At 32.7% G+C, this 21,840-nt stretch carries 25 protein-coding genes and 1 pseudogene; 15 read left to right on the top strand and 11 right to left on the bottom strand.

The window, feature by feature from the left end; all coding sequences use genetic code 11:
* Positions 1-533 precede the first annotated feature (533 nt).
* The 7 genes from ACFE3K_RS07300 to ACFE3K_RS07270 all read left to right on the top strand — a co-directional run bounded on the left by ACFE3K_RS07300 (position 534) and on the right by ACFE3K_RS07270 (position 6,616).
* Positions 534-2,672, top strand: a complete 2,139-nt coding sequence (locus ACFE3K_RS07300) for an LPS-assembly protein LptD (protein ID WP_375359521.1) — start codon at positions 534-536, stop codon at positions 2,670-2,672.
* Positions 2,673-2,682: 10 nt separating this feature from the next.
* Positions 2,683-3,570 carry a SurA N-terminal domain-containing protein gene (locus ACFE3K_RS07295; RefSeq protein WP_375358814.1) on the top strand — a complete coding sequence of 296 codons (888 nt, stop codon included), beginning with the start codon at positions 2,683-2,685 and terminating at the stop codon, positions 3,568-3,570.
* A 14-nt stretch (positions 3,571-3,584) separates the two neighbouring features.
* A complete protein-coding gene (gene rsmA, locus ACFE3K_RS07290; RefSeq protein WP_375359520.1) occupies positions 3,585-4,409 on the top strand; it encodes a 16S rRNA (adenine(1518)-N(6)/adenine(1519)-N(6))-dimethyltransferase RsmA in 825 nt (274 codons plus the stop codon).
* Between the two features lie 109 nt (positions 4,410-4,518).
* Complete coding sequence (locus ACFE3K_RS07285; RefSeq protein WP_375358813.1) at positions 4,519-4,968, top strand: helix-turn-helix domain-containing protein; 450 nt, start codon at positions 4,519-4,521, stop codon at positions 4,966-4,968.
* A complete protein-coding gene (locus ACFE3K_RS07280; protein WP_375358812.1) occupies positions 4,962-5,522 on the top strand; it encodes an IS630 family transposase in 561 nt (186 codons plus the stop codon). Before ACFE3K_RS07285 ends, ACFE3K_RS07280 begins: the two co-directional genes overlap by 7 nt.
* Before the next feature lie 330 nt (positions 5,523-5,852).
* On the top strand, positions 5,853-6,113 hold the full coding sequence (locus tag ACFE3K_RS07275) for a polysaccharide deacetylase family protein (RefSeq protein ID WP_375358811.1): 261 nt from the start codon (positions 5,853-5,855) through the stop codon (positions 6,111-6,113).
* 317 nt (positions 6,114-6,430) lie between these two features.
* A complete protein-coding gene (locus ACFE3K_RS07270) occupies positions 6,431-6,616 on the top strand; it encodes a hypothetical protein (protein WP_375358810.1) in 186 nt (61 codons plus the stop codon).
* 294 nt (positions 6,617-6,910) lie between these two features.
* On the opposite strand, the gene ACFE3K_RS07265 is transcribed toward ACFE3K_RS07270, so the two are convergent.
* The 4 genes from ACFE3K_RS07265 to ACFE3K_RS07250 form a co-directional block, all read right to left on the bottom strand.
* On the bottom strand, positions 6,911-7,696 hold the full coding sequence (locus tag ACFE3K_RS07265) for a succinate dehydrogenase iron-sulfur subunit (RefSeq protein WP_375358809.1): 786 nt from the start codon (positions 7,694-7,696) through the stop codon (positions 6,911-6,913).
* A gap of 174 nt (positions 7,697-7,870) precedes the next feature.
* The gene (gene ftsH / locus ACFE3K_RS07260; RefSeq protein WP_375358808.1) at positions 7,871-9,760 is read right to left on the bottom strand and encodes an ATP-dependent zinc metalloprotease FtsH; all 1,890 of its coding nucleotides are present in this window, start codon (positions 9,758-9,760) and stop codon (positions 7,871-7,873) included.
* Positions 9,761-9,771: 11 nt separating this feature from the next.
* Positions 9,772-11,208 (bottom strand): tRNA lysidine(34) synthetase TilS, encoded by a 1,437-nt coding sequence (tilS, locus tag ACFE3K_RS07255; RefSeq protein WP_375358807.1) that lies wholly within the window; start codon positions 11,206-11,208, stop codon positions 9,772-9,774.
* 53 nt (positions 11,209-11,261) lie between these two features.
* Entirely contained in the window at positions 11,262-11,618 is a 357-nt protein-coding gene (locus ACFE3K_RS07250) for a hypothetical protein (protein ID WP_375358806.1), read from the bottom strand.
* A gap of 188 nt (positions 11,619-11,806) precedes the next feature.
* On the opposite strand from ACFE3K_RS07250, the gene ACFE3K_RS07245 reads away from it, so the two are divergent.
* Complete coding sequence (locus ACFE3K_RS07245; RefSeq protein ID WP_375358805.1) at positions 11,807-12,139, top strand: hypothetical protein; 333 nt, start codon at positions 11,807-11,809, stop codon at positions 12,137-12,139.
* Here the strand turns inward: ACFE3K_RS07245 and ACFE3K_RS07240 are convergent.
* Together ACFE3K_RS07240 and ACFE3K_RS07235 are read right to left on the bottom strand one after the other, a co-directional pair.
* Positions 12,136-12,696, bottom strand: coding sequence for an IS630 family transposase (locus tag ACFE3K_RS07240; RefSeq protein WP_375358342.1), 561 nt, complete (start codon positions 12,694-12,696; stop codon positions 12,136-12,138). The two genes, ACFE3K_RS07245 and ACFE3K_RS07240, sit on opposite strands and share 4 nt — an antisense overlap.
* On the bottom strand, positions 12,690-13,190 hold the full coding sequence (locus tag ACFE3K_RS07235; protein WP_375358766.1) for a helix-turn-helix domain-containing protein: 501 nt from the start codon (positions 13,188-13,190) through the stop codon (positions 12,690-12,692). The genes ACFE3K_RS07240 and ACFE3K_RS07235 overlap by 7 nt, the downstream gene beginning before the upstream one ends.
* A 148-nt stretch (positions 13,191-13,338) precedes the next feature.
* Here ACFE3K_RS07235 and ACFE3K_RS07230 point away from each other — a divergent pair, with 148 nt between their 5' ends.
* Positions 13,339-13,539 (top strand): hypothetical protein, encoded by a 201-nt coding sequence (locus ACFE3K_RS07230; protein WP_375358804.1) that lies wholly within the window; start codon positions 13,339-13,341, stop codon positions 13,537-13,539.
* Positions 13,540-14,035: 496 nt separating this feature from the next.
* The gene (locus ACFE3K_RS07225; protein WP_375358803.1) at positions 14,036-15,592 is read left to right on the top strand and encodes an Npt1/Npt2 family nucleotide transporter; all 1,557 of its coding nucleotides are present in this window, start codon (positions 14,036-14,038) and stop codon (positions 15,590-15,592) included.
* Between the two features lie 244 nt (positions 15,593-15,836).
* Here ACFE3K_RS07225 and cyaY read toward each other — a convergent pair whose 3' ends face one another.
* On the bottom strand, positions 15,837-16,148 hold the full coding sequence (gene cyaY, locus ACFE3K_RS07220) for an iron donor protein CyaY (protein ID WP_341751403.1): 312 nt from the start codon (positions 16,146-16,148) through the stop codon (positions 15,837-15,839).
* Between the two features lie 2 nt (positions 16,149-16,150).
* Positions 16,151-17,119 carry an endolytic transglycosylase MltG gene (gene mltG / locus ACFE3K_RS07215; RefSeq protein WP_375359519.1) on the bottom strand — a complete coding sequence of 323 codons (969 nt, stop codon included), beginning with the start codon at positions 17,117-17,119 and terminating at the stop codon, positions 16,151-16,153.
* A 285-nt stretch (positions 17,120-17,404) separates the two neighbouring features.
* Between mltG and ACFE3K_RS07210 the strand changes: the two genes are divergently transcribed.
* The 3 genes and pseudogenes from ACFE3K_RS07210 to ACFE3K_RS07200 form a co-directional block, all read left to right on the top strand.
* Complete coding sequence (locus ACFE3K_RS07210) at positions 17,405-17,854, top strand: helix-turn-helix domain-containing protein (protein WP_375358562.1); 450 nt, start codon at positions 17,405-17,407, stop codon at positions 17,852-17,854.
* Positions 17,848-18,444, top strand: coding sequence for an IS630 family transposase (locus ACFE3K_RS07205; RefSeq protein WP_375358802.1), 597 nt, complete (start codon positions 17,848-17,850; stop codon positions 18,442-18,444). The genes ACFE3K_RS07210 and ACFE3K_RS07205 overlap by 7 nt, the downstream gene beginning before the upstream one ends.
* Positions 18,445-18,544: 100 nt before the next feature.
* A pseudogene (locus ACFE3K_RS07200) lies at positions 18,545-18,877 on the top strand (autotransporter domain-containing protein); the annotation flags it as partial.
* A 48-nt stretch (positions 18,878-18,925) separates the two neighbouring features.
* Here the strand turns inward: ACFE3K_RS07200 and ACFE3K_RS07195 are convergent.
* From ACFE3K_RS07195 to ACFE3K_RS07185, 3 genes are all read right to left on the bottom strand, one after another.
* Positions 18,926-19,075 (bottom strand): ComF family protein, encoded by a 150-nt coding sequence (locus tag ACFE3K_RS07195; RefSeq protein ID WP_375359518.1) that lies wholly within the window; start codon positions 19,073-19,075, stop codon positions 18,926-18,928.
* An 84-nt stretch (positions 19,076-19,159) separates the two neighbouring features.
* Positions 19,160-19,645, bottom strand: a complete 486-nt coding sequence (locus ACFE3K_RS07190) for a ComF family protein (RefSeq protein WP_375358801.1) — start codon at positions 19,643-19,645, stop codon at positions 19,160-19,162.
* A gap of 18 nt (positions 19,646-19,663) precedes the next feature.
* Positions 19,664-19,843, bottom strand: coding sequence for a DUF2706 domain-containing protein (locus ACFE3K_RS07185; RefSeq protein ID WP_341748385.1), 180 nt, complete (start codon positions 19,841-19,843; stop codon positions 19,664-19,666).
* 187 nt (positions 19,844-20,030) lie between these two features.
* Here ACFE3K_RS07185 and ACFE3K_RS07180 point away from each other — a divergent pair, with 187 nt between their 5' ends.
* Both ACFE3K_RS07180 and ndk read left to right on the top strand, forming a co-directional pair.
* A complete protein-coding gene (locus ACFE3K_RS07180; protein ID WP_375358800.1) occupies positions 20,031-21,317 on the top strand; it encodes an MFS transporter in 1,287 nt (428 codons plus the stop codon).
* Positions 21,318-21,406: 89 nt separating this feature from the next.
* A complete protein-coding gene (ndk, locus tag ACFE3K_RS07175) occupies positions 21,407-21,829 on the top strand; it encodes a nucleoside-diphosphate kinase (protein ID WP_341748383.1) in 423 nt (140 codons plus the stop codon).
* The last annotated feature ends 11 nt before the right edge of the window (positions 21,830-21,840 follow it).

Raw genomic sequence — 21,840 nt, 5'->3', positions numbered from 1 at the left:
ACATTATTATATAATACCCTACTAATTTAGTCAAGTATTATTTGATCATGGCGGTTTAAAAATCGCAGTCAATAATTAATATAAAACTTACGTTTAACTACTACTGATATCATCTGAGCTATAGTGGGGATTCAAAAAATAACCTGAAAGGCTAGATGATATAGAAAGTAAATTGAAGGTTATATCTCTTACTTTACAAGCTTGCAGCCTAATTTTAAAAATTACTACTATTTAACGTCGAATTATCGTATCAATATATCAAATTTAGTATATAATTCAGTGTTCAAATTTTGTTAACTTAAGCAGCCTCGGTGTTATCCCAGTCTTCGCTGTCACCCCCGCGAAAGTAGAGGTCTAAAAAACCAGCTGGGAAGACTATCAACATTTTTAGATCCCGCTACCTACGCTGGGATAACATCACTCTTAGAACATCGAGGACTATTATATACTTAAACTTGCACACTTGGTTATATAGTACTATGATACTAAATGACTGCATTTTACATACCCCCTCACTTCAAAAGTTATCTTTAATGCGAGTTTTCTGCAATATATTGATTATTATTACTTTGTTATCGGTTTTTGGTTTTGCAATAGCTGATAAGCAAGAGATGAACAAACAATTTAGCTTTATATCAGCGTATTATATTGAATATAACCAAAAAGAACAGTTTATTTATGCTAAAGGCGATGTTCAAGTTATATTGGATAATTACTTCCTAACAGCTAATTCTTTGATTTATGATATAGGGCAAGATAAACTTTGGGCTGAAGGTGATATTAGAATTAAAGATCAGCAAAATAGAGTTGTTCTAGGAGATCTTGTCATATTAAAAGACAAACTAAAGGCAGGGATAATCTCAGATTTTATTTTATATTTTGGTGATAATACACTATTAGTATCAAAACTAGCAGAAAGAGTAAATGAAGATGTTTTTCGTCTGCATAATACTACCTTTACTCCATGCAAAATACTATGTAACCAAAAACCTATTTGGCAAGTTTCTGCAAAAAATACTGAGATATATCTTAATAAGAATAAAATAGTTTATAATCACCTATTTTTTGAGGTATATGGTGTACCAATCTTGTATATACCATATTTTTCTCATCCAACACCTAAGGCTTCCGCAGAATCGGGAATATTGATACCTAGAGTGTTGGATAATGCTTTGGGAATACCGCTATATTATAGAGCTAAACCTAATCTAGACTTTACTCTAACCCCTAGGATTTTTTGGCAAAAGCATAATATTATATATAAAATTCTTGAACTAGAAGCTCGTTACAAACTGAATAAAACTGATTATATATCTTTAGACGCTAATTATGGTAAAGTGCCATATTCCATAAAGAATGGTGATGTAACGATAAAAAACCGTAAGGTGAACTCATATTATCTATTAAGCAATGGTAATTTTATCAAAAACGATTATAGATATGGATTTAGGTTACAACGTACTTCTGATAAAGCTTATTTAAAAAATTACTATAACAATTATACTCCGTATTTGATGTCTAAGTTATATTTAGAGCATGTCAATAATTATAATTACTTATTGACGGAAGGAATATATTTTGAGGGATTGGGAACAAATGATTCTAGTAGTATGAATCCATTAATTTTCCCCAAGGTTAGAACTAAGAATGTTATACCTCTAAATGACGAAGAAACTAGTAACTTAGTTGTAGAGAATAATGCATTAATTTATAAAGAAAGAAGCGGAAAGGAACTAGGTCGAGTTGCATTACAACTGGCAGTGGATAATAATTTTTTAACTGAGGCAGGTCATTTATTTAATGTTACCTTACGGAATAGATCAGATGTATATTTTATTAATCACCTATATCTAAATGATTCTAGGACTAATCATGTTCTAACTAGAAATATACCTGAAATCCAAAATATTTGGAGTTATCCATTAGCTGGAACAATTTTTGATAAAACTAGCCTGTTTGTAGAACCAATTATATCCGTGACTATTGGACGTAGACATAATTATAATAAGAAATTTTCCTTTATTGATCCATCGAAATATGAACTATCAGAAAATAATATATTCAATTCGAATCGTTATAGTGGTATAGATTATCATGAATTTGGCAATAGATTAAGTTATGGGGTTAATTCTTCTATACTATCGGAGGAGAATTATACAAGTTTATTTCTAGGACAAACCTATAACACTACTATTAATACTAACTCTATTAATAGTATCGAAAATGTTGGTAGAATTGCTAGTAGTTTTTCTGATAAGATAGAGCTATTCTATAGATTTAGAAAAAGTAGAAATTTTGATCCAATTAGAGATGAATTAGGTGGAAGTCTTAACTCTAAGAAAATTCAGTTAACTGCTGGATTGGTTCAGATTTCAAATTTACAGAAATATTATTTTACAGATAAATTAACTGATGAGAAAATAAAGCAATTCTACTATAATCTCACTTATCAATTAACAGAAAATTGGTCAGTTGTCTATGATATGAGAGTACAGTGGCCAAAAAGCAAACTAAATGTTCTTTCTAAGAGTATCCAAGTGACATACTTAAATGATTGTGTTAGAATAACCGGAAAACTTTCAGACAACTACATGGAAGATGGTAGTAGGGGAATAAAAAAGAATTCTGCTGTACCTACTATTTCTATAGGTTTAAAAATATTAAATATGTGAGTCTAAAATTATGAAGAAGTTATTTTGTTTAGTTGCTATCGTTTTTAACCTAGCTATAGCGAAAGCAGAATTATCCAATATAGTTGCATTAGTTAATAATGAGCCAATTACATTACATGAATTTTTAGCTAGAAAACACATGATCATGGCACTTAACAATATTAACAATCCTGATTCTCAAACAGATAAGCAAATTGACAAGATGGCAATTAACAGCGTGATTGATGATTTATTGCTTTATCAGTCTGTAAACGGTAAAAAAAGTTCTGATAGTGAGTTAAATGAGTCTATAGAGACTATTGAGCAACGTAATAAAATGGCAAAAGGACAATTAATGCAACTTTTGAAGAGTAAATCTGTAGATATTAATAGTTTTAAATCTCAGATTGGTGCTGAAATTATCAAAATGAATATTTTATCTAGTATTTCTAGATCAGTTGCTATTAGTGCAAAAGAAGTTGATGCTATAATATTAGCGACTAATTCAAAAGATGCAGAAGTATCGGCTCAAATCTTTACTTCAAAAGATAAACAGGATAAAACTTTGCAAAAGATGTATGGGTTACAAAAACGCCTTACAAATTGTCACGATATCAAAGAATCTTTATATAAAGATTTTTCTACGTTAGAGATAGTCAATCAAAATTTAAGTACTCTAGATTCTACGCTACAAACAATTCTCAAGGATTTAAATACAGGAGAGAAAAGTAGTGTTTTCAAGATGCAAGATGGGTTTAAGTTAATCTTAATGTGTAATAAAAAGATAGTTAATATTACTCTAGATGAAAATAATTATGTAGTAAATCTTCTGACCAATAAAAAAATGTCACAAAAAGCCCAAAAATACTTTGAGGATATGCGTAAGAAAGCATATATCAAAATAATGTTACCTTTGTGATATACTCGAATGATCTGAGTACACTACCTTCAATCGCCAAGCATGCCAGCCAACATGGCATTGTTCCTATTAAGAGATATGGTCAGAATTTCATTTTTGATAGTAGTCTGTGTGATAAAATAGTTCGCGTAAGTGGTCTCCGAGAAAATGACTCTATATTAGAAGTTGGTCCTGGTACAGCCGGACTCACTAGAGCTATCCTTTCTTACAACCCTAAATCTTTAACTGTGGTTGAAACTGACGCTAGATGCATACCGTTACTGACGGAAATAAGAGAGTTATACCCTAATCTACATATTATTCATTCAGATGCTTCTAAATTTGATCTATCAACCTTAAGTCATGACAAAACACATGATAAAATAACTATTATTTCAAATCTACCTTACCGAATAGGTACAGAGTTAGTCATAAAATGGTTAAAAAAATCATACTTAATAAGTAGTATGACTTTAATGCTGCAAAGAGAGGTTGTAGAGCGAATATGTGGTAAAGTTGGGACAAAATCTTATGGCAGATTATCAATAATATGTCAGTTACTTTGTTCAGTTGAAAAATGCTTTGATGTTAATCCGCAAGCTTTCTACCCTGCACCAAAAGTCCACTCTGCAATAGTTAGACTTGTGCCTTTTAATAATCCATTAACACTTGAACTAATTGGGAAAGTTGAACTAATTACCAAACTAGCCTTTAGTGAACGTCGTAAAATGATTAAATCATCTTTGAAGAAACTAACCCCACACATAGAAGATTTGTTATCTCAATTAAAGATTGATAATTCTTCTCGATCTGAAAATTTATCATCGCAAGATTATTTGTCTTTAGCAAAATTATACTAATTGCAATAATGAACACGGTGTTATAAAATGGGTTTTTAACTGATAAGTAGGTACTCAAATAGCTAGGTTAATATTACCGCAAGGTTTTGAAGGTCATGATTTTATAAAAATGATGAAACATGAGCCGCATGGTCGAAATCGTATACGTTTATTGGCGATGTATCACCTTCAATTAGGCAAATCTTTTAAAGCCATATCTGAAATAGTGAAGTCACACTGGAAAACTGTGCAATCATGGCTCAGAAGATTTAGGAATCATGGTTTTGAAGGATTATTTGAATCACAAAGAAGCGGTGCCCCTAGGAAGATTAACAGTATACAAGAGTCTGCTATTTTTGATAAAATCAATACGCTCAGTGAAAGTAAAACTGGTGGGTATATAACTGGAAAGGAGCTACATATCATGTTACTTGAGGAATATGGTGCTAAATGTGCTTTAAAAACAGTCTACAATACTATGCACCGCCTTGGTTTTAGCTGGATTACTTCTCGTTCAATGCATCCAAAATCAAATCAAGAGACTCAAAATAGATATAAAAAAACTTTCCAGACATGTTAACAAAATTATTAGCAAAAAATATCGATAGATGTAAAGTTGATATATGGTCTCAGGATGAAACTAGAGTTGGGCAACAAGGTAGCTTAACTCGTATATGGGCTAAGCGTGGCACTAGACCCCGTAAAGTTCGGCAACAGCAATTTATTTCAACATATATTTACGGAGCTGCTTGCCATGAGACAGGAGAAGCTTTTGCATTAATTTTACCATATGCAAACACACAGGCAATGAATAAATTCTTAGAAGAGCTTTCTCGCAGTATTCAAGGCAACCGACATATAGCTTTACTAACGGATAATGCAGGTTGGCACACAGCCAAAAAACTAACTGTGCCAAGCAATATCACTTTGATACCGCTTCCGCCCTATGCACCGGAACTTAATGCAATGGAACAAGTTTGGGAATGGATCAAAAACCATTTCTTGTCTAACCAATGTTATGGTGTATATGAAGATATCGTTACTATGGCTTGTTACGCTTGGAATCAACTTGCTCATAATGTAGATTTAGTAAAATCAATTATGTATAGAGATTGGATAAATACACCGCGTTAATTATTGCAATTGGTATTATATACTACTATGATTTCAAGAGTTGGGTAAACGATAGTATAACTTCAAGAAGAGCTAGGCCGTAGCAAAGTCGAGCTGCTAGGTGTACATGAGTAATGGGGCAGCGGATACCTTTGGTCGCGGAAATGCCAATTCTTGAAGTTCTACCTGAGTATACTCAAATGAATCACTACATCGCTATTAATATCACTACCAGTAAATATTTATTGTTAATTGTCAATTTTTTAGTTTGGTATACTTGGTAATGTAATGATACAATTCTATTTACGGTAAAAGCAACCTACTTAATCATATAATCTCAGGTATATTTTTATGAGAATAACCAAAATCTTCCTAATATATTGTTTCGTAGCTATAGTAAATCTACCTTATGCATTATGTGCAGATACAAATAAAACAATTTATATAACATCAGATGATGGTCCTCTTGGAGGAACCGAAAATGTTATTAATGTCATGACCCAAAAAAAGACTCCCATTACCATGTTCATGGTAGGATTACATTATGATAATTCGAGTCCTAGCCTAAAGAAAGCTGTTGATCTAGCTAAAAAAACCCTTTTATTGAAATAGGAAATCACAGCTATACTCACGCTAATAACTACTATAGAAATTTTTATCATCAGCTTCCGGATGTAATTAAGGATCTTAAAAAAAATAATACTGTTTTTGGTTTCACTGGTTCACATGTCAATACTAGACTACCAGGTAGAGATGTATTCCGTCTTCCTAACCTAAGTAAAGATGATCCATATATTTTAAAAGAAGAAGATAAAGTAGAAAGAATAGATGATGATGGAATATATAAAAATGGCTTCTATCTATATGGCTGGGATTTAGAATGGACTCATAATCAGCATGGCAAGCCAATTCAATCCTTAGATGAATTAGTGCAAGAGATAGAAGATAAATTTAACAGAAATGATACTGCCTTACCTAATCAATTAATTTTACTTATGCATGATGAAATGTTTCAAGACCAATTTAATGGCAAAGAAAATTTAAGTCAGTTAGTTGATATTTTGCATAAAAAAAATTATAAGTTTAATTTTATTAAAAATTATCATGTAGAGTGATTTTTATCTATAAATGCTTTAAAGAATTAGATTAAAAAATAAATGGTAAGCATGCGAATTCATGATATTTTCAAAAAACAATTCTTCAAAGCAGAAGAGTATATATACTGCTCGTAAATGAAGAGTTAATAGATGAAGAGTAAAATCATGAAGTGCTAGGAGTCAAAGGGTCGAGCGGCGTAGCGTACATTAGACGTGAGCACCGAAGATCCCTGAAGACGACAACGCAATTCTTGATTTTCATCGAGTATACATAATGCTATATAGAACTTAGGTTAAGTAAGTCTATTCGCTTTACACTCCGTGACGTTCTATTATTTGGCTTTTTATCTCTGCAATAGCTTTAGCTGGATTTAAACCTTTCGGACAAGTCTTTGTACAGTTCATAATCGTATGACAACGATATAATTTAAATGGATCTTCTAAAGCATCTAAACGTTCTCCAGTATACTCATCCCTAGAATCAGCAATCCACCGATATGCTTGTAGTAAAATCGCAGGTCCTAAATATTTATCACCATTCCACCAATAACTTGGGCAAGAGGTAGAACAACACGCACATAATATGCATTCATATAAACCATCCAGTTTTTCTCTATCCTTAAGAGACTGCAATCTTTCAGTATTGGAAGGTGGCGGACTGTCAGTTTTTAGCCAAGGTTCTATCGATTCATATTGAGCATAGAAATGCGACATATCAGGTACTAAATCTTTTACTACCTTCATGTGCGGTAGAGGATATATCTTGACATCACCACGAATTTCTTCAATAGCCTTAATGCAAGCAAGTGTGTTAGTTCCATCTATATTCATCGCACAGCTACCACAAATTCCTTCACGACAAGAACGCCTAAAAGTCAATGTAGAATCTATTTCATTTTTTATTTTAATTAAGGCATCTAGAACCATTGGACCTGTTTTGCATAGATCTAACTCATAAATATCAATTCTAGGGTTTTCTTCAGAATTTGGGTTATATCTATAAATTCTGATATTACGTAACTTAACCGCTTCTCCAGAATGTTTATATGTAGTACCCTTACGGACTTTAGAATTAGGTGGTAATCTAAGTTCTGCCATGTTTATTCCTTATCTAAAATTCTAACTATATTTCAGAGCAATGCCGCTTGCAGCGACTCCTCGCAATGACGGTTTAAGACTTACAACAGTGCTTCGCTAATAGACGATTTTTAACTTTCAACAGTTGTGGGGTGACATCAAGCACACTTCTTTACCGTAACCACGACTTTTAAATTACCCAGCTGTTCTTTTCTGATTTAGTTTCTTAACTTTTACAGTACCACCATAGTCATTTTTTATTGGAAATAAATTTTCCTCTTCTGAATTCATTGTTCTATCACTCAGCAAGTTTTTAATTTGCTGACCAGACAATGTCTCATGTTCAATCAATAATTTAGCTAACAAATGAAGTTGATCAATATGTGTAGTTAATATATTTTTGGCAAAATCATAACCTTTTTCAATAATTTTTCTTACTTCTGTATCAATTAATTCTGCTGTATGTACAGAAGTATGACCTGCTCCCCTACCACTAGTATATAGATCTTCATTACTCGAACCATGATATACTGGTCCTATTGCATCACTTAACCCCCAATCCGTTACCATAGCTCTAGCCATTTGGGTTGCCATTTTAATATCTGAAGAAGCCCCAGAAGTCACTTTATCTCTGCCAAAAATAAGCTCCTCAGCTACCCTGCCAGCCATTGCCACCGCTATGTCAGCTTCCATTTTATCACGTGGCATAGAAAAACGATCATTTTCAGGAAGTCGCATAACCATTCCAAGTGACCTACCTCTTGGAATAATAGTTGCTTTATGAATTGGATCAGAAGCAGGACAATACAACCCAACCAATGCATGCCCTCCCTCATGATAAGCAGTTAGTTTTTTCTGCTCATCTGACATAACCATAGAACGTCTTTCTACACCCATTAACACTTTATCTTTTGCCTCTTCTAAATCTGTCATACTTACTTCTTTTTTACCCTTGCGAGCAGCAATTAATGCAGATTCATTGACAAGATTAGCAAGATCTGCTCCTGAAGATCCAGGAGTTCCTCTAGCTATGATTCTAGCAACTATATTTGAGGCACATTTTATTTTCTTCAAATGTACTTGTAAAATTTGTTCTCTACCATCAATATCTGGATTAGGAACAGTAATTTGGCGATCAAATCTCCCAGGTCTTAGCAACGCTGGATCCAATACATCCGGTCTGTTAGTTGCAGCAATAATAACTACCCCTTCATTATCCTCAAACCCATCCATTTCGACCAGCATTTGATTTAGTGTTTGTTCACGTTCATCGTTGCCACCACCCATACCAATACCTCTGTGGCGACCTACTGCATCTATTTCGTCAATAAAAATTATACAAGGAGCATTGCGTTTACCTTGTTCAAACATATCACGGACACGGCTAGCACCAACGCCAACGAACATTTCAACAAAATCAGAGCCAGATATACTAAAGAATGGGACATTTGCCTCGCCGGCTATAGCTTTTGCTAGGAGAGTTTTACCTGTTCCAGGTGATCCTATAAGTAAACATCCCTTTGGAATTTTACCACCAAGTTTTTGGAATTTACTTGGGTCTCTAAGGAAATCAACAATTTCAGTTAATTCTTCTTTAGCTTCGTTAATTCCAGCAACATCTTTAAAAGTAATTTTTGGGCCTTTGTCTGAAACTAGCTTAGCTTTAGATTTACCAAAACCCATGGCTTTTCCTCCACCTTGCATTTGACGCATGAAAAACACCCACCCACCTATCAAAAGAATCATTGGAAACCACGAAACAAATATGTTAAACAACAAGTTCATTTTTGTATCAGGTGGCACTATTTCAATATGAACCGAATTGCTATTTAGGCGATTTATTAGATCTGGATAGTCAGCAGCATAAGTCGAAAAAGAAGATCCATCGCTTAGAGTTCCCTCAATCATTCTACCCTGAATTTTAACAGCACTAATTGCTTTTTCATCCATTTTGGTTAAAAAATCTGAAAAAGCGATATTACTTCTTCCTCCAATAAAACCATCATTTTGAAATGCATGAAAAACAAGTATCATTAAAACAAAAACCGACACCCAAATTAGAACATTCTTACTTTGATTATTCATCTACTACTCACCTAACAGAAATGTGTAAAACGCGACATAAAATTGGGAGAGAAAGAAACACTAAGCCTTCTTCTCAAACCTTGGTCATTATAATACGATATATGGGGTATGGCTATAACTTTTTCAAGTATCTTGACTACTGGTAGGGTGAATAAAATAGCTATATGATTGTTAAAACTTGTGTCTTTTAGTATTTTAAAATCTAAATCTTGCCTTATTTTACTATAATCCTTGATCGTTAGGTTACTGATCAAATAGCCTGAATTATTAGACTTCTTGTATAATTCTACTTCTGCTGGTAATTTGGACGTCGGTGCAGTACTCGAATCCTCACATGCATTTGAGTATGATGTGGTTCTGCGTTCCGGATATCCTACAAATTCCTGAGCTAGAGCGAATTCTACAAGAGGTCTATTGATATAGAAATGAAATCTACCATCCCATGCATCTACATTATTAAGTCTAATATCTATAGGTAAATTCCTACCAAATTCTCGGTAAATTATTAGATTATTACTAATTTTTTTAATCACGCAACCATGGAGTGTCTTAATAAAGTCTATTTTTTGTTGTAATAGTTCTGTTATCATGCTTATTGAGCCTGATCTACTGGTGCGGTTCTTACCGCTAATAATGATAAGTACAAAACTGATTACCTGTAGTGTTATTGCACTAGAAAATTCTGCAAATTTTAATAAATTTACAGTAGCAAAACCAAAATCATAAATTTTTACTGATTCTGCGATGCAAGCAATCAATTCCGGTTGCCATTTCTCTTCTACTACTTGGTTAATTCTAGATTGTTGAGAAGTTATTTGATTCTTTATATATTCTCCTTCTAGGGATAGCTTTTTTCTAATGATATTTCGTTGATATTTGTCAGATTTATTAGATTCATCTTCAAACCATTTTACATTATTGGTAACTAAATATGCAATTAACTGTTGTTTTGGAATGTTAAACAATGGTCTCACTATTTTAACATTATTATACCAATTAATATTGCTGCTACTAAGTCCAAATATACTACTTTTTTTTTCTGATCTTAGACAATAATTCTCTATATAATCATCCAAGTGATGTGCTGTTAAAATTGTCAATATATCTAATTTGCTACATAAATCAGTCATTAATTTATAACGACCTTCTCTAGCCCTTGCTTGTAAATTAGAAAAATTATTTTGGTGATTGAAATGAAGCTGGTGATATCTATGTCCCAATTTATGGCTTAAGTCTCGTACATACTCATGCTCCAACTTAGCCTGCTCTCGTAAATGATGATTAACTAACATCACTACTAGCTTAATACTATTAGTGCTAGCCCATTTATGTGTTAACATTAAAAGGGCTATGGAATCAGAACCACCTGAAATAGCCAATGCGATAGACCTCAGGTGAGGTCTATCAACTAGCTTTTCAATATTCTGCTGAAATTGTTCATAAAGCATTATTTAGGCAAATCTTTTTTGTCAGATTTTTTCTCAATAGAGCTAGTATCCTCTTAGTTTTTAGCTGAATTTTTGCTTAAGGATAGTATTCTTTTTTTATAGTCTCGTTCTTTGGCAAGATAGTTTTGAGCTTCTTGTGAGATTTTTTTATATAATTCACGTTTTTGACCATTAATTTTAGCCACTTCTATTCTATATTTTGTTATTTCTTCTCTTAGTTCTGCTGAAATTCCCGCAGCATAAGACTTGAAATCACTCTCAATTTTTTGTAATTCATCATTAGTGCCACTACTACTAATATTAGTTTTATTGGCATTTGATTTTGCAGCTGTTGTACTTGCTAAGCTATTTGAACTTAGTAATAGTAATCCTATTATAGGAGTAATTAATCTATTTTTTTTTATCATCATATACTCCTAAAATGTTTTTATATATTTTTTGCTAAACGTGAAATCTAGCAAAATTTAATATACACTATAATAATCCTATTTAGTCAATCATAAAGATACTGAAATAATCTTTTTAACACCAAATAATATAGTAATTTTTAATATGCTATTATATTTAGAATATTAGCTATTAAATATAATAATTTTACTTGATATTAATTGATACTTTATCTAAAGTAGTTGAACGCAACAAATTTGTTAATGTACAAGGAGGAAAAAATATGGGACGTAACAAACATAATCAGGGAAACTGGGCTAATCATTACCGGGAACATAATTTTTTAAAACAAGATAAACCTCTTTCTAAAGAAGTAGAGCCTCTTAAGTTATATACAGCTAAAGATATTCTGTTATTGACAACTCTTTCTATGATTCGTCCTAACTCGATAGATGATAAAGATAATCTGTCAGCACATTATATTGCAAAACGTACAATAAGTGAGGGTTACACAAATGCTGGTTATACCAATTGCAATAATTAACACGGTGTATTTATCCAATCTCTATACATAATTGATTTTACTAAATCTACATTATGAGCAAGTTGATTCCAAGCGTAACAAGCCATAGTAACGATATCTTCATATACACCATAACATTGGTTAGACAAGAAATGATTTTTAATCCATTCCCAAACTTGTTCCATTGCATTAAGTTCCGGTGCATAGGGCGGAAGCGGTATCAAAGTGATATTGCTTGGCACAGTTAGTTTTTTGGCTGTGTGCCAACCTGCATTATCCGTTAGTAAAGCTATATGTCGGTTGCCTTGAATACTGCGAGAAAGCTCTTCTAAGAATTTATTCATTGCCTGTGTGTTTGCATATGGTAAAATTAATGCACAAGCTTCTCCTGTCTCATGGCAAGCAGCTCCGTAAATATATGTTGAAATAAATTGCTGTTGCCGAACTTTACGGGGTCTAGTGCCACGCTTAGCCCATATACGAGTTAAGCTACCTTGTTGCCCAACTCTAGTTTCATCCTGAGACCATATATCAACTTTACATCTATCGATATTTTTTGCTAATAATTTTGTTAACATGTCTGGAAAGTTTTTTTATATCTATTTTGAGTCTCTTGATTTGATTTTGGATGCATTGAACGAGAAGTAATCCAGCTAAAACCAAGGCGGTGCATAGTATTGTAGACTGTTTTTAAAGCACATTTAGCACCATATTCCTCAAGTAACATGATATGTAGCTCTTTTCCAGTTATATACCCACCAGTTTTACTTTTACTGAGCGTATTGATTTTATCAAAAAGAGCAGATTCTTGTATAGTGTTAATCTTCCTAGGGGCACCGCTTCTTTGTGATTCAAATAATTCTTCAAAACCATGATTCCTAAATCTTCTGAGCCATGATTGCATGGTTTTCCAGTGTGACTTCACTATTTCAGATATGGCTTTAAAAGATTTGCCTAATTGAAGGTGATACATCGCCAATAAACGTATACGATTTCGACCATGCGGCTCATGTTTCATCATTTTTATAAAATCATGACCATGAAAACCTTGTGGTAATATTAACCTAGCCATTTGAGTACCTTTTATCAGTTAAAAACCCATCTTAGACCACTGCGTTAGTTATTGCAATTGGTATTATACATTAGAAAATACTACTACTACTCCTAAACATACTACTCCTGAAAAATCAACTTCTCACAATCAGGATAGTGAAACAATAATGTTAAGCATAGGTGGTGCAGCTAATGGTTGTGTTATTATTGTCGGGATTGCTGCATGCAAAGCATATAAAAGTTTTGGCAGTAAGAACGAAAATATTGATTGCTCAGTAGATACTAACTTGTTAATAATAACAATACCACTAGAAGAGATTCAAGATATATCTTTAGTAGGTAATACAACAACGCAGGTAGAACAGTAATAAAAATAAAGACCTCTTGCAGAATTCGCTTCTGCTGGTAATTTGTGCGTCGGTACGGTAGTCGAATCCTCACGTACGTTTGAAGTACGTTACGGTTCTGCGTTCCGGTCCTCCTACAAATTCCCTAGCAGAAGCGAATTCTGCAAGAGATCTAATATTAGTATCAATTCTTCGCTGCTTTCCAAAAATTATTTTTTGAAAGTAGCATGGATGAGCCGTAGTCACGTATAGCTAACTCTAGAAGGTTTTAGGCAAAAACGATCATTCCTAGCTAAAAGCGGGAATCCAAAAAATAACCTGCAAAGACTATTAGATATTATGGATTCCCGCTTTTAGTATAAGAATGATATCAGGAGCGGTTAAACTTATGTTTATATCAACTATTGACTATAATTTTTAATTACCCTGCTCAAATTCGTGCTTATTCTTCTTGACACTAAAGACAATAAGCTTTAATATGTAGCCCTAGCCAATAAATAAGTAGGTTAGACCTTATATGGCAGTCATTTCTAGAATTTTTTCGTATCTCTCTATAACTCGCAACACATCCCCCACCTCAAAACTAACAAATAGATTGTCAGAATATGTCTTTCCTATCGAAAGGCGTGAATTATCTAAGTTTCTAAGTGTAACATTGTTGATGTTCTGTATTTTATTTATACAAAATATTATCAGAGCCTTAAAAGATAGTCTTATTAATACTATGATTGGTACTGAAACTGTATCATTTCTTAAATTTTGGGGGGTTCTACCTTCGGCATTCCTGCTGTCAATAATCTATGTGAAATTAGTAAATAACATAAAAGGGGAGTATATATTTTACCTTATATTGTCAGTTTTTCTACTATTTTTTGCCTTATTTGCCTTTTATATTTTTCCTAATCATCTAGCATTACATTTGAGTAATGAGCATGCCGGCATTTTAATAAAGTCTTATCCCAATTTGAAATGGTTTATATTACTTTTATCTAATTGGAGTTTCTCCCTGTTTTATATTATAGCGGAATTATGGCCGAGCGTGATATTTGCGTTACTTTTTTGGCAATTTGTTAATAATATAACCTCGGTGGAACAATCGAAAAGATTCTATCCTTTATTTGGACTTTTTGCTCAAACAGGACTTTATATATCAGGAAAGTTTCTAGAAAATTTAGCTTATTTAAATCAATCTTTAATTAAAAGGTTTGACCTACAACATACAGAGACTGAACTTTCAGTACAAATTATATTAGGCTGTGTATTGGTATTAGGTGTAGTAGCATTAGCAACTTTTTGGGTACTAAACCATAAAATATTAGATAAAGTTCAGGTAGAAAAACTACAATTTTCTGTCAAGAGACAATCCATGACTATTATAGAAAGTTTTAAAATGATTATTTCTTCAAGATATATTAGATTAATTGCTACACTACTTGTTTGTTATGGTATAGCTATAAATTTAGTCGAAGGACCTTGGAAAGCGTCAGCTTCAAAGATTTATAAAACACCGACGGAATTTGCTGCTTTTGTTGGCAGTTATCTAAGTATTACTGGCATATTTACCATTTTATTTGTTATTCTCGGCTCTAATATTGTAAGAAGGTTGGGCTGGTTTACAGCAGCAAGTATAACGCCAATAATGGTCTTTATAACTGGCATGCTATTTTTCTCAGTATCTAACTTTGATGGGTTTTCTGCCATAATCGTGGTTAGCTTTATGCTAACCGATCCTTCTTTGATTGCTATTACCATGGGGCTAGTCAACAATGTTCTAAGTAAATCAAGTAAATATACTTTATTTGATTCTACAAAAGAAATGTCATATGTTCCTCTAGATACCGAACTTAAGACAAAAGGTAAAGCAGCTGCCGACGTAATTGGTACTAAGCTTGGAAAGTCAGCAAGTGCCCTTCTCCAGTCTTTAATATTTATTATTTTGCCTTGTGCAACTTATCAATCTATTTCTATATACTTAATGATAATATTTGGTATAATTTGTATTATATGGATGTGGGTGATTAGAGAATTGAATAAAGAGTACAATAATATAACATTATACATGAATTTGGGATAAGAATTTATCAATTCTTATCCCAAATTCGGTGAAATTATCGAAACAATCAGATTTGAAACGGCTCTACATCTGATTTTAAAATCATGTTTTTAGCTTCAGAAAGGTTTAAAATGCATTCGCAAAACCTTTTTAAGAATGCATTTTTCCTTCTATTAAAGCCAATTCGGAATAAGAATTAACTAATTCTTACCCCGAATAGGGTATTATGAATCTTAAACATTATTCCTTAAATCTAAGATAACAACTAATAGCTACAATTTAGCATATTAATTTTTAACTCCTGCTCTAAAATAACAACTAGATCATCAGAGGATTTTGATTTCCATTTACCAGCAACATAATAAAAATGGTAAGGACCACTAATCGGTGAAGATAACCAAATTTCTTTAGCAGCTGAGTGTTTGTTAATAACAAATACTCCTTGGTTAGTAGTTAGGGTTAGAATATCACCTTGAAAATCAATATCGATAAGACAATTCTTATCTTCTGCCTCAATCGTATCGGCAATTAAAGATATTGTTTTTTCAGCCAATTTGGCAAATTCAGTATTGTCCATACTTAATGCTCCTTTAAACTTTTGCGATACATCTCAACATACTTATTGTGATCGTTAAGGTTATTAGAAAAATTATGCCCTCCCATAATGTTAACGACAAAATATAATGAATCAATTTTAGCAGGATTTACTACAGCTTCTAAAGATTTTACTCCAGGACAAGAAATAGCTCCAGGTGGTAAATTAAAGACATAATATGTATTATAGGATGATTGGATAGCTAAGTCTTTTTTAGTTAATCGCCTTGCTAGTTTATCTTTCCCAAGTGTTATAGCATAAATCGTCGTTGGATCTGCTTGCAATTTCATATGTTTGGTAAGGCGATTTAGAAATACAGCAGCAATCAAAGGTTTTTCTGCGTCTAAGCTAGCTTCCTTCTCCACAATGGACGCTAAAATTAAGACGTCAAGACGGGTTTTTAATGGGGAATTGGGTGATAATTTTTCCATGACTTTGTCAAGATGCAGGGACATTAATTTTCGCATTTTATCAATGATCTGCTCTTTTTGATCACCATATGAAAAAAAATAAGTAGATGGCATTAAAAATCCTTCAGGAATTGTTCCTAGAATCTCACCAATTAAGCGTTCTTCATTATTAATCTTTTGTATTATTTCATATACAAGCATACCCTCAGGTATAATCATTTTATGAATAATCGATTTGCCACTGGACAATATTTTTAAAGTTTGCATTGGAGAAATATTTTGAGTAAAAGTATATTCCCCACTTTTGATAGGATGTTTTAATGAATATATTTTTGTAAGAAATGCAAATAAATAAGGATATTTTATGATTTTGTTATCATTTAATATCGTAGTAATTTGATCAATCGACAACTTAGGCTTAATTATTAGAGTTTTACTTTCTGCAAGTAAACCAGGTGCAAATAAGTAAAATATACAAAAATTGATTCCGCTGATCAGCAAAATCAATGTAATAGTTACAAAAACAAATTTTATTTTTAGTATTTTCTTAAACAAGCTATACCTAATTAGAATTAGATGATTTCAGAAGATTATAACATAACCTCAACCATCGATGTAATAAATTAATAATAGGCGGATCAGTAATATAGCTAGTGATAACATTTAAATAATATGTTATCATGCAGATAATTAACATTCATAAAAATTATTAATACTAATTGCAATAATGAACACGGTGTTAAAAAATGGGTTTTTAACTGATAAATAGGTACTCAAATAGCTAGGTTAATATTACCGCAAGGTTTTGAAGGTCATGATTTTATAAAAATGATGAAACATGAGCCGCATGGTCGAAATCGTATACGTTTATTGGCGATGTATCACCTTCAATTAGGCAAATCTTTTAAAGCCATATCTGAAATAGTGAAGTCACACTGGAAAACTGTGCAATCATCGCTCAGAAGATTTAGGAATCATGGTTTTGAAGGATTATTTGAATCACAAAGAAGCGGTGCCCCTAGGAAGATTAACACTATACAAGAATCTGCTATTTTTGATAAAATCAATACGCTCAGTGAAAGTAAAACTGGTGGGTATATAACTGGAAAAGAGCTACATATCATGTTACTTGAGGAATATGGTGCTAAATGTGCTTTAAAAACAGTCTACAATACTATGCACCGCCTTGGTTTTAGCTGGATTACTTCTCGTTCAATGCATCCAAAATCAAATCAAGAGACTCAAAATAGATATAAAAAAACTTTCCAGACATGTTAACAAAATTATTAGCAAAAAATATCGATAGATGTAAAGTTGATATATGGTCTCAGGATGAAACTAGAGTTGGGCAACAAGGTAGCTTAACTCGTATATGGGCTAAGCGTGGCACTAGACCCCGTAAAGTTCGGCAACAGCAATTTATTTCAACATATATTTACGGAGCTGCTTGCCATGAGACAGGAGAAGCTTGTGCATTAATTTTACCATATGCAAACACACAGGCAATGAATAAATTCTTAGAAGAGCTTTCTCGCAGTATTCAAGGCAACCGACATATAGCTTTACTAACGGATAATGCAGGTTGGCACACAGCCAAAAAACTAACTGTGCCAAGCAATATCACTTTGATACCGCTTCCGCCCTATGCACCGGAACTTAATGCAATGGAACAAGTTTGGGAATGGATTAAAAATCATTTCTTGTCTAACCAATGTTATGGTGTATATGAAGATATCGTTACTATGGCTTGTTACGCTTGGAATCAACTTGCTCATAATGTAGATTTAGTAAAATCAATTATGTATAGAGATTGGATAAATACACCGTGTTCATTATTGCAATTGGTATTACAGGGTATAATTATATAGCTTCTGAAAAGTTAATGATTACCCCAATAATTGGGTTCAGATATTCGCAATTTAAGGATGCTGGCTATACGGAAACTGTACAAAATTCCAAAACCTAGTTGTTCAGAAAAGGTCGTACAATAAATTTGAAGGTATTTTGGGGTTAAGAACTGCGGCAACCCTGAAGGCTAACAAAGTACTGTTAATACCAGAATTGCATGGTTACGTTAATCATGACTTCAAAGGAAAAGCACCAATTATTGATGCAAGGTTAGATGGGATAAATGAACCATTATCGACTAAATCAGTTAAACCTGTTGAGACCTTCTTCACTGTTGGTACTGGTTTCACTGCGAAATATAATATGATGGAATGTGGTATTATCTATAATGTTAACATTGCCAGCAAATATATTGGTCACCAAGGTAGTTTGAAGGTTAAAGTGAATTTTTAAGTAGCTTATCCTCAATTTAATGAGTACAAAATGGGGATATAAGAGTATTTATGTCATGGCAATTGTCATAACATAAACACTCTTAGCCCCGGAATCCTTTAAGATTTTAGCACATTTGTTAATGGTAGTGCCAGTGGTTAATACCTCATCTACTAATAATATTTTTTGGTCTATAATTTGATATTTTTTATTGAATATAAGGCTATGTGATAAGTTTTTTCTCGTTCTTTTTTAGATAAAAAAGTTTGGGATTTGGTCCATCTTGACTTAATAATTAATACGTCAGGACTTACCGGTTTTTTTTAGTAGTCTGCTGATTTCTTGAGCCATAATCAAAGCAGGATTATACATTCTAAACAATCTTTTGAATCTATTTATTGGAACTGGAATAATCAGGTCAATATCTTGAAATTCGCTGTGATATTGTATATAAAGTAATTTGCTGAAAGTTTTGGAAAGAATGGTTTTGTCTTGATATTTAAAAGCATGAATTATTTTCTTGCTATGCTCGTTAAATTTAATTAAACTACGGGATATGTTATAATGTGGTTTATATTGCAAGCATTTTGCACAACACATATCATCTAAAATTGATATATCTAATCTACAACCACAAATATTGCAGTAAGGTTTTGTAATAAAGTCAAATTTCTTCCAACAATTTAGACAAAATCCCCCTTTAGTGGCAGTCATTTCAGCACAAGACAAACATCTTGCTGGCAAGATATAATCTACTAGGTAATTATAAAATCTACTAATTTTGTACATTACTATAAAAGCGAACCTTTAGGCAATATCTCTAGTTAAGTTTACCGGTCTACGAACACATGGGTTACCACTACTCGAAGAATCTGTTGATTCAACAGACACACAAGGGCTTTTAATCTCGTAAGGAGGACCAGGAGTGCATGATAATAATTGCAAGAGTATAACAAAAAACAGAGAAAATCTTAATAATTTTGTCATAATTGTCGTTTGGAATTAATTTTATTGTCTTAGATTCTATAGAAGGTTAACCTAGTTCGCAATAAATCTCAAGTACATTTGATAAAAAATAAGTTTTAGATACAAAATACATAATAGCTTGTGGCATTTTTCCTGACAAGCATATATACTCTCTTCAAATGTTTGCAAGTAATAACCTAAGGAAACGATGATAAGTACATCCTGCAAAGAAAGACCTCCTTATGCTAGAAAGTATAATAGCTGGCGTATTAGAATTTTATATTCAATAATTATTGGTTATTCAACATTCATATTTTGTCGTCAGAATTTTAATATTGCAATGCCTGCTTTAATGGATCATTTTGAGGTAACAAAAACTCAACTTGGCTGGATTTTAACAGTCTCTTCTATAGTTTATGGTGTAGGAAAGTTGTGTAATGGATTCTTTAGCGATAGATCAAATGCTCGTATATTTATGGTGGTTGGTCTTGTCCTTGTAGGCATCATAACATTGTTATCGGGTTTTGCTTCTAGTATAACCTTACTGGGTCTTTTATGGATTCTGAATAATTGGTTTCAATCCATGGGGTGGCCGCCTGCAACACGTATGTTGACTTATTGGTACGCTTCTAAGGAATTAGGAATGAAATGGTCTTTAGGGGCTACTTCTAATCAAATTGGCGGAGCAACTACTATGATAGTGTGTGGCTATTTAATAGACGTTTATGGTTGGAAAGCAGCATTTATAATTCCTGGAATAGTGGCATTATTAATATCGTTATTTTTATTTAATAGATTACGTAATTCTCCCAATGAGGTTAATTTGCCCATAGTAGAAGAGTATAAAGAATGTGATATATCTCTTGGAAACAATGGTGATAATTTATTAACGCGTCAACTAATAAAAATTGTATTTTGTAATAAGTTGGTGTGGTATGTGTGTTTTGCTAATATGTTTGTTTATATTGTACGGTCAGGTGTAATTTTTTGGGCACCCGTATTTTTATGTGAACTAAAAAACGTTACTATTGCTCAAGCTGGTCTACAAGTTGCTTCTTATGATATTTTAGGTTTCATTGGTGGTGTTGTTGCTGGATGGATGTCAGACAAGCTATTTCAAGGACGACGTGGTCCAGTTGGTTCAGTATTTATGTTTGTTTTGGCTTTTACTCTTATTTTATTTTGGCAAATACCAAACGAGTATGAAATATTTAGCATGATTATTCTTGCTTTGGCTGGTTTTTTTGTATCTGGACCGCAGGTCTTAATAGGTGTTGCTACAGCAGATTTTACTAATAAACAAGCAGTGGGTACAGCTAATGGTCTTTCAGGCTTATTTGGTTATCTTGGTGCTGCATTGGCTGGGGTATGTGTTGGTTGGATTTCTGATAATTTAGGTTGGAATGGTGTTTTTTTATTTTTTATCTTGTCTGCTTTCTTGGGGGCAATACTTTTTTCCTTAACTTGGAATTATAGTTCTAGAAAAATTGCATAAAGTACCACTTTAACCATGCTATCAGAATTTGCTTGCCAAAAATATATAAATTTATATACATATTAACAATAAATTAATAAAGGTTTACTGTGACTCAAGAATATACATTTTCAATGATTAAGCCAGATGCTACGAAAAGAAATCTAATTGGTAAAATTATTTCTTACTTAGAAAATACTGGACTAAAAATAGTAGCTCAAAGAATGACTATTTTAACTAGAGATCAAGCAGAAAATTTCTATGCAGAACATAGGTCAAAGGCATTTTTTAATAGTTTAGTGGAATATATCATTTCTGGTCCAGTCGTCTTGCAGGTGCTTAAAGGGGAAAACGCTGTTTTAAAAAATCGTAGAATAATGGGAGCTACTAATCCAAATGATGCTGAACTAGGCACAATTCGAAAAGATTTTGCAGAGAATATTGAGGCTAATAGTATCCATGGTTCTGATAGTTTAGAAAGTGCAGAAAGAGAAGTGAAATTATTTTTTACTGAAAAAGAAATTGTAGAATAATTATAGTCTAT

It is taken from the genome of Candidatus Tisiphia endosymbiont of Neophilaenus lineatus, from assembly GCF_964264975.1.
Lineage (GTDB): Bacteria > Pseudomonadota > Alphaproteobacteria > Rickettsiales > Rickettsiaceae > Tisiphia.
Note: the sequence above shows the minus strand (reverse complement) of the source record. Positions and strands in the feature narration are given on the sequence as shown.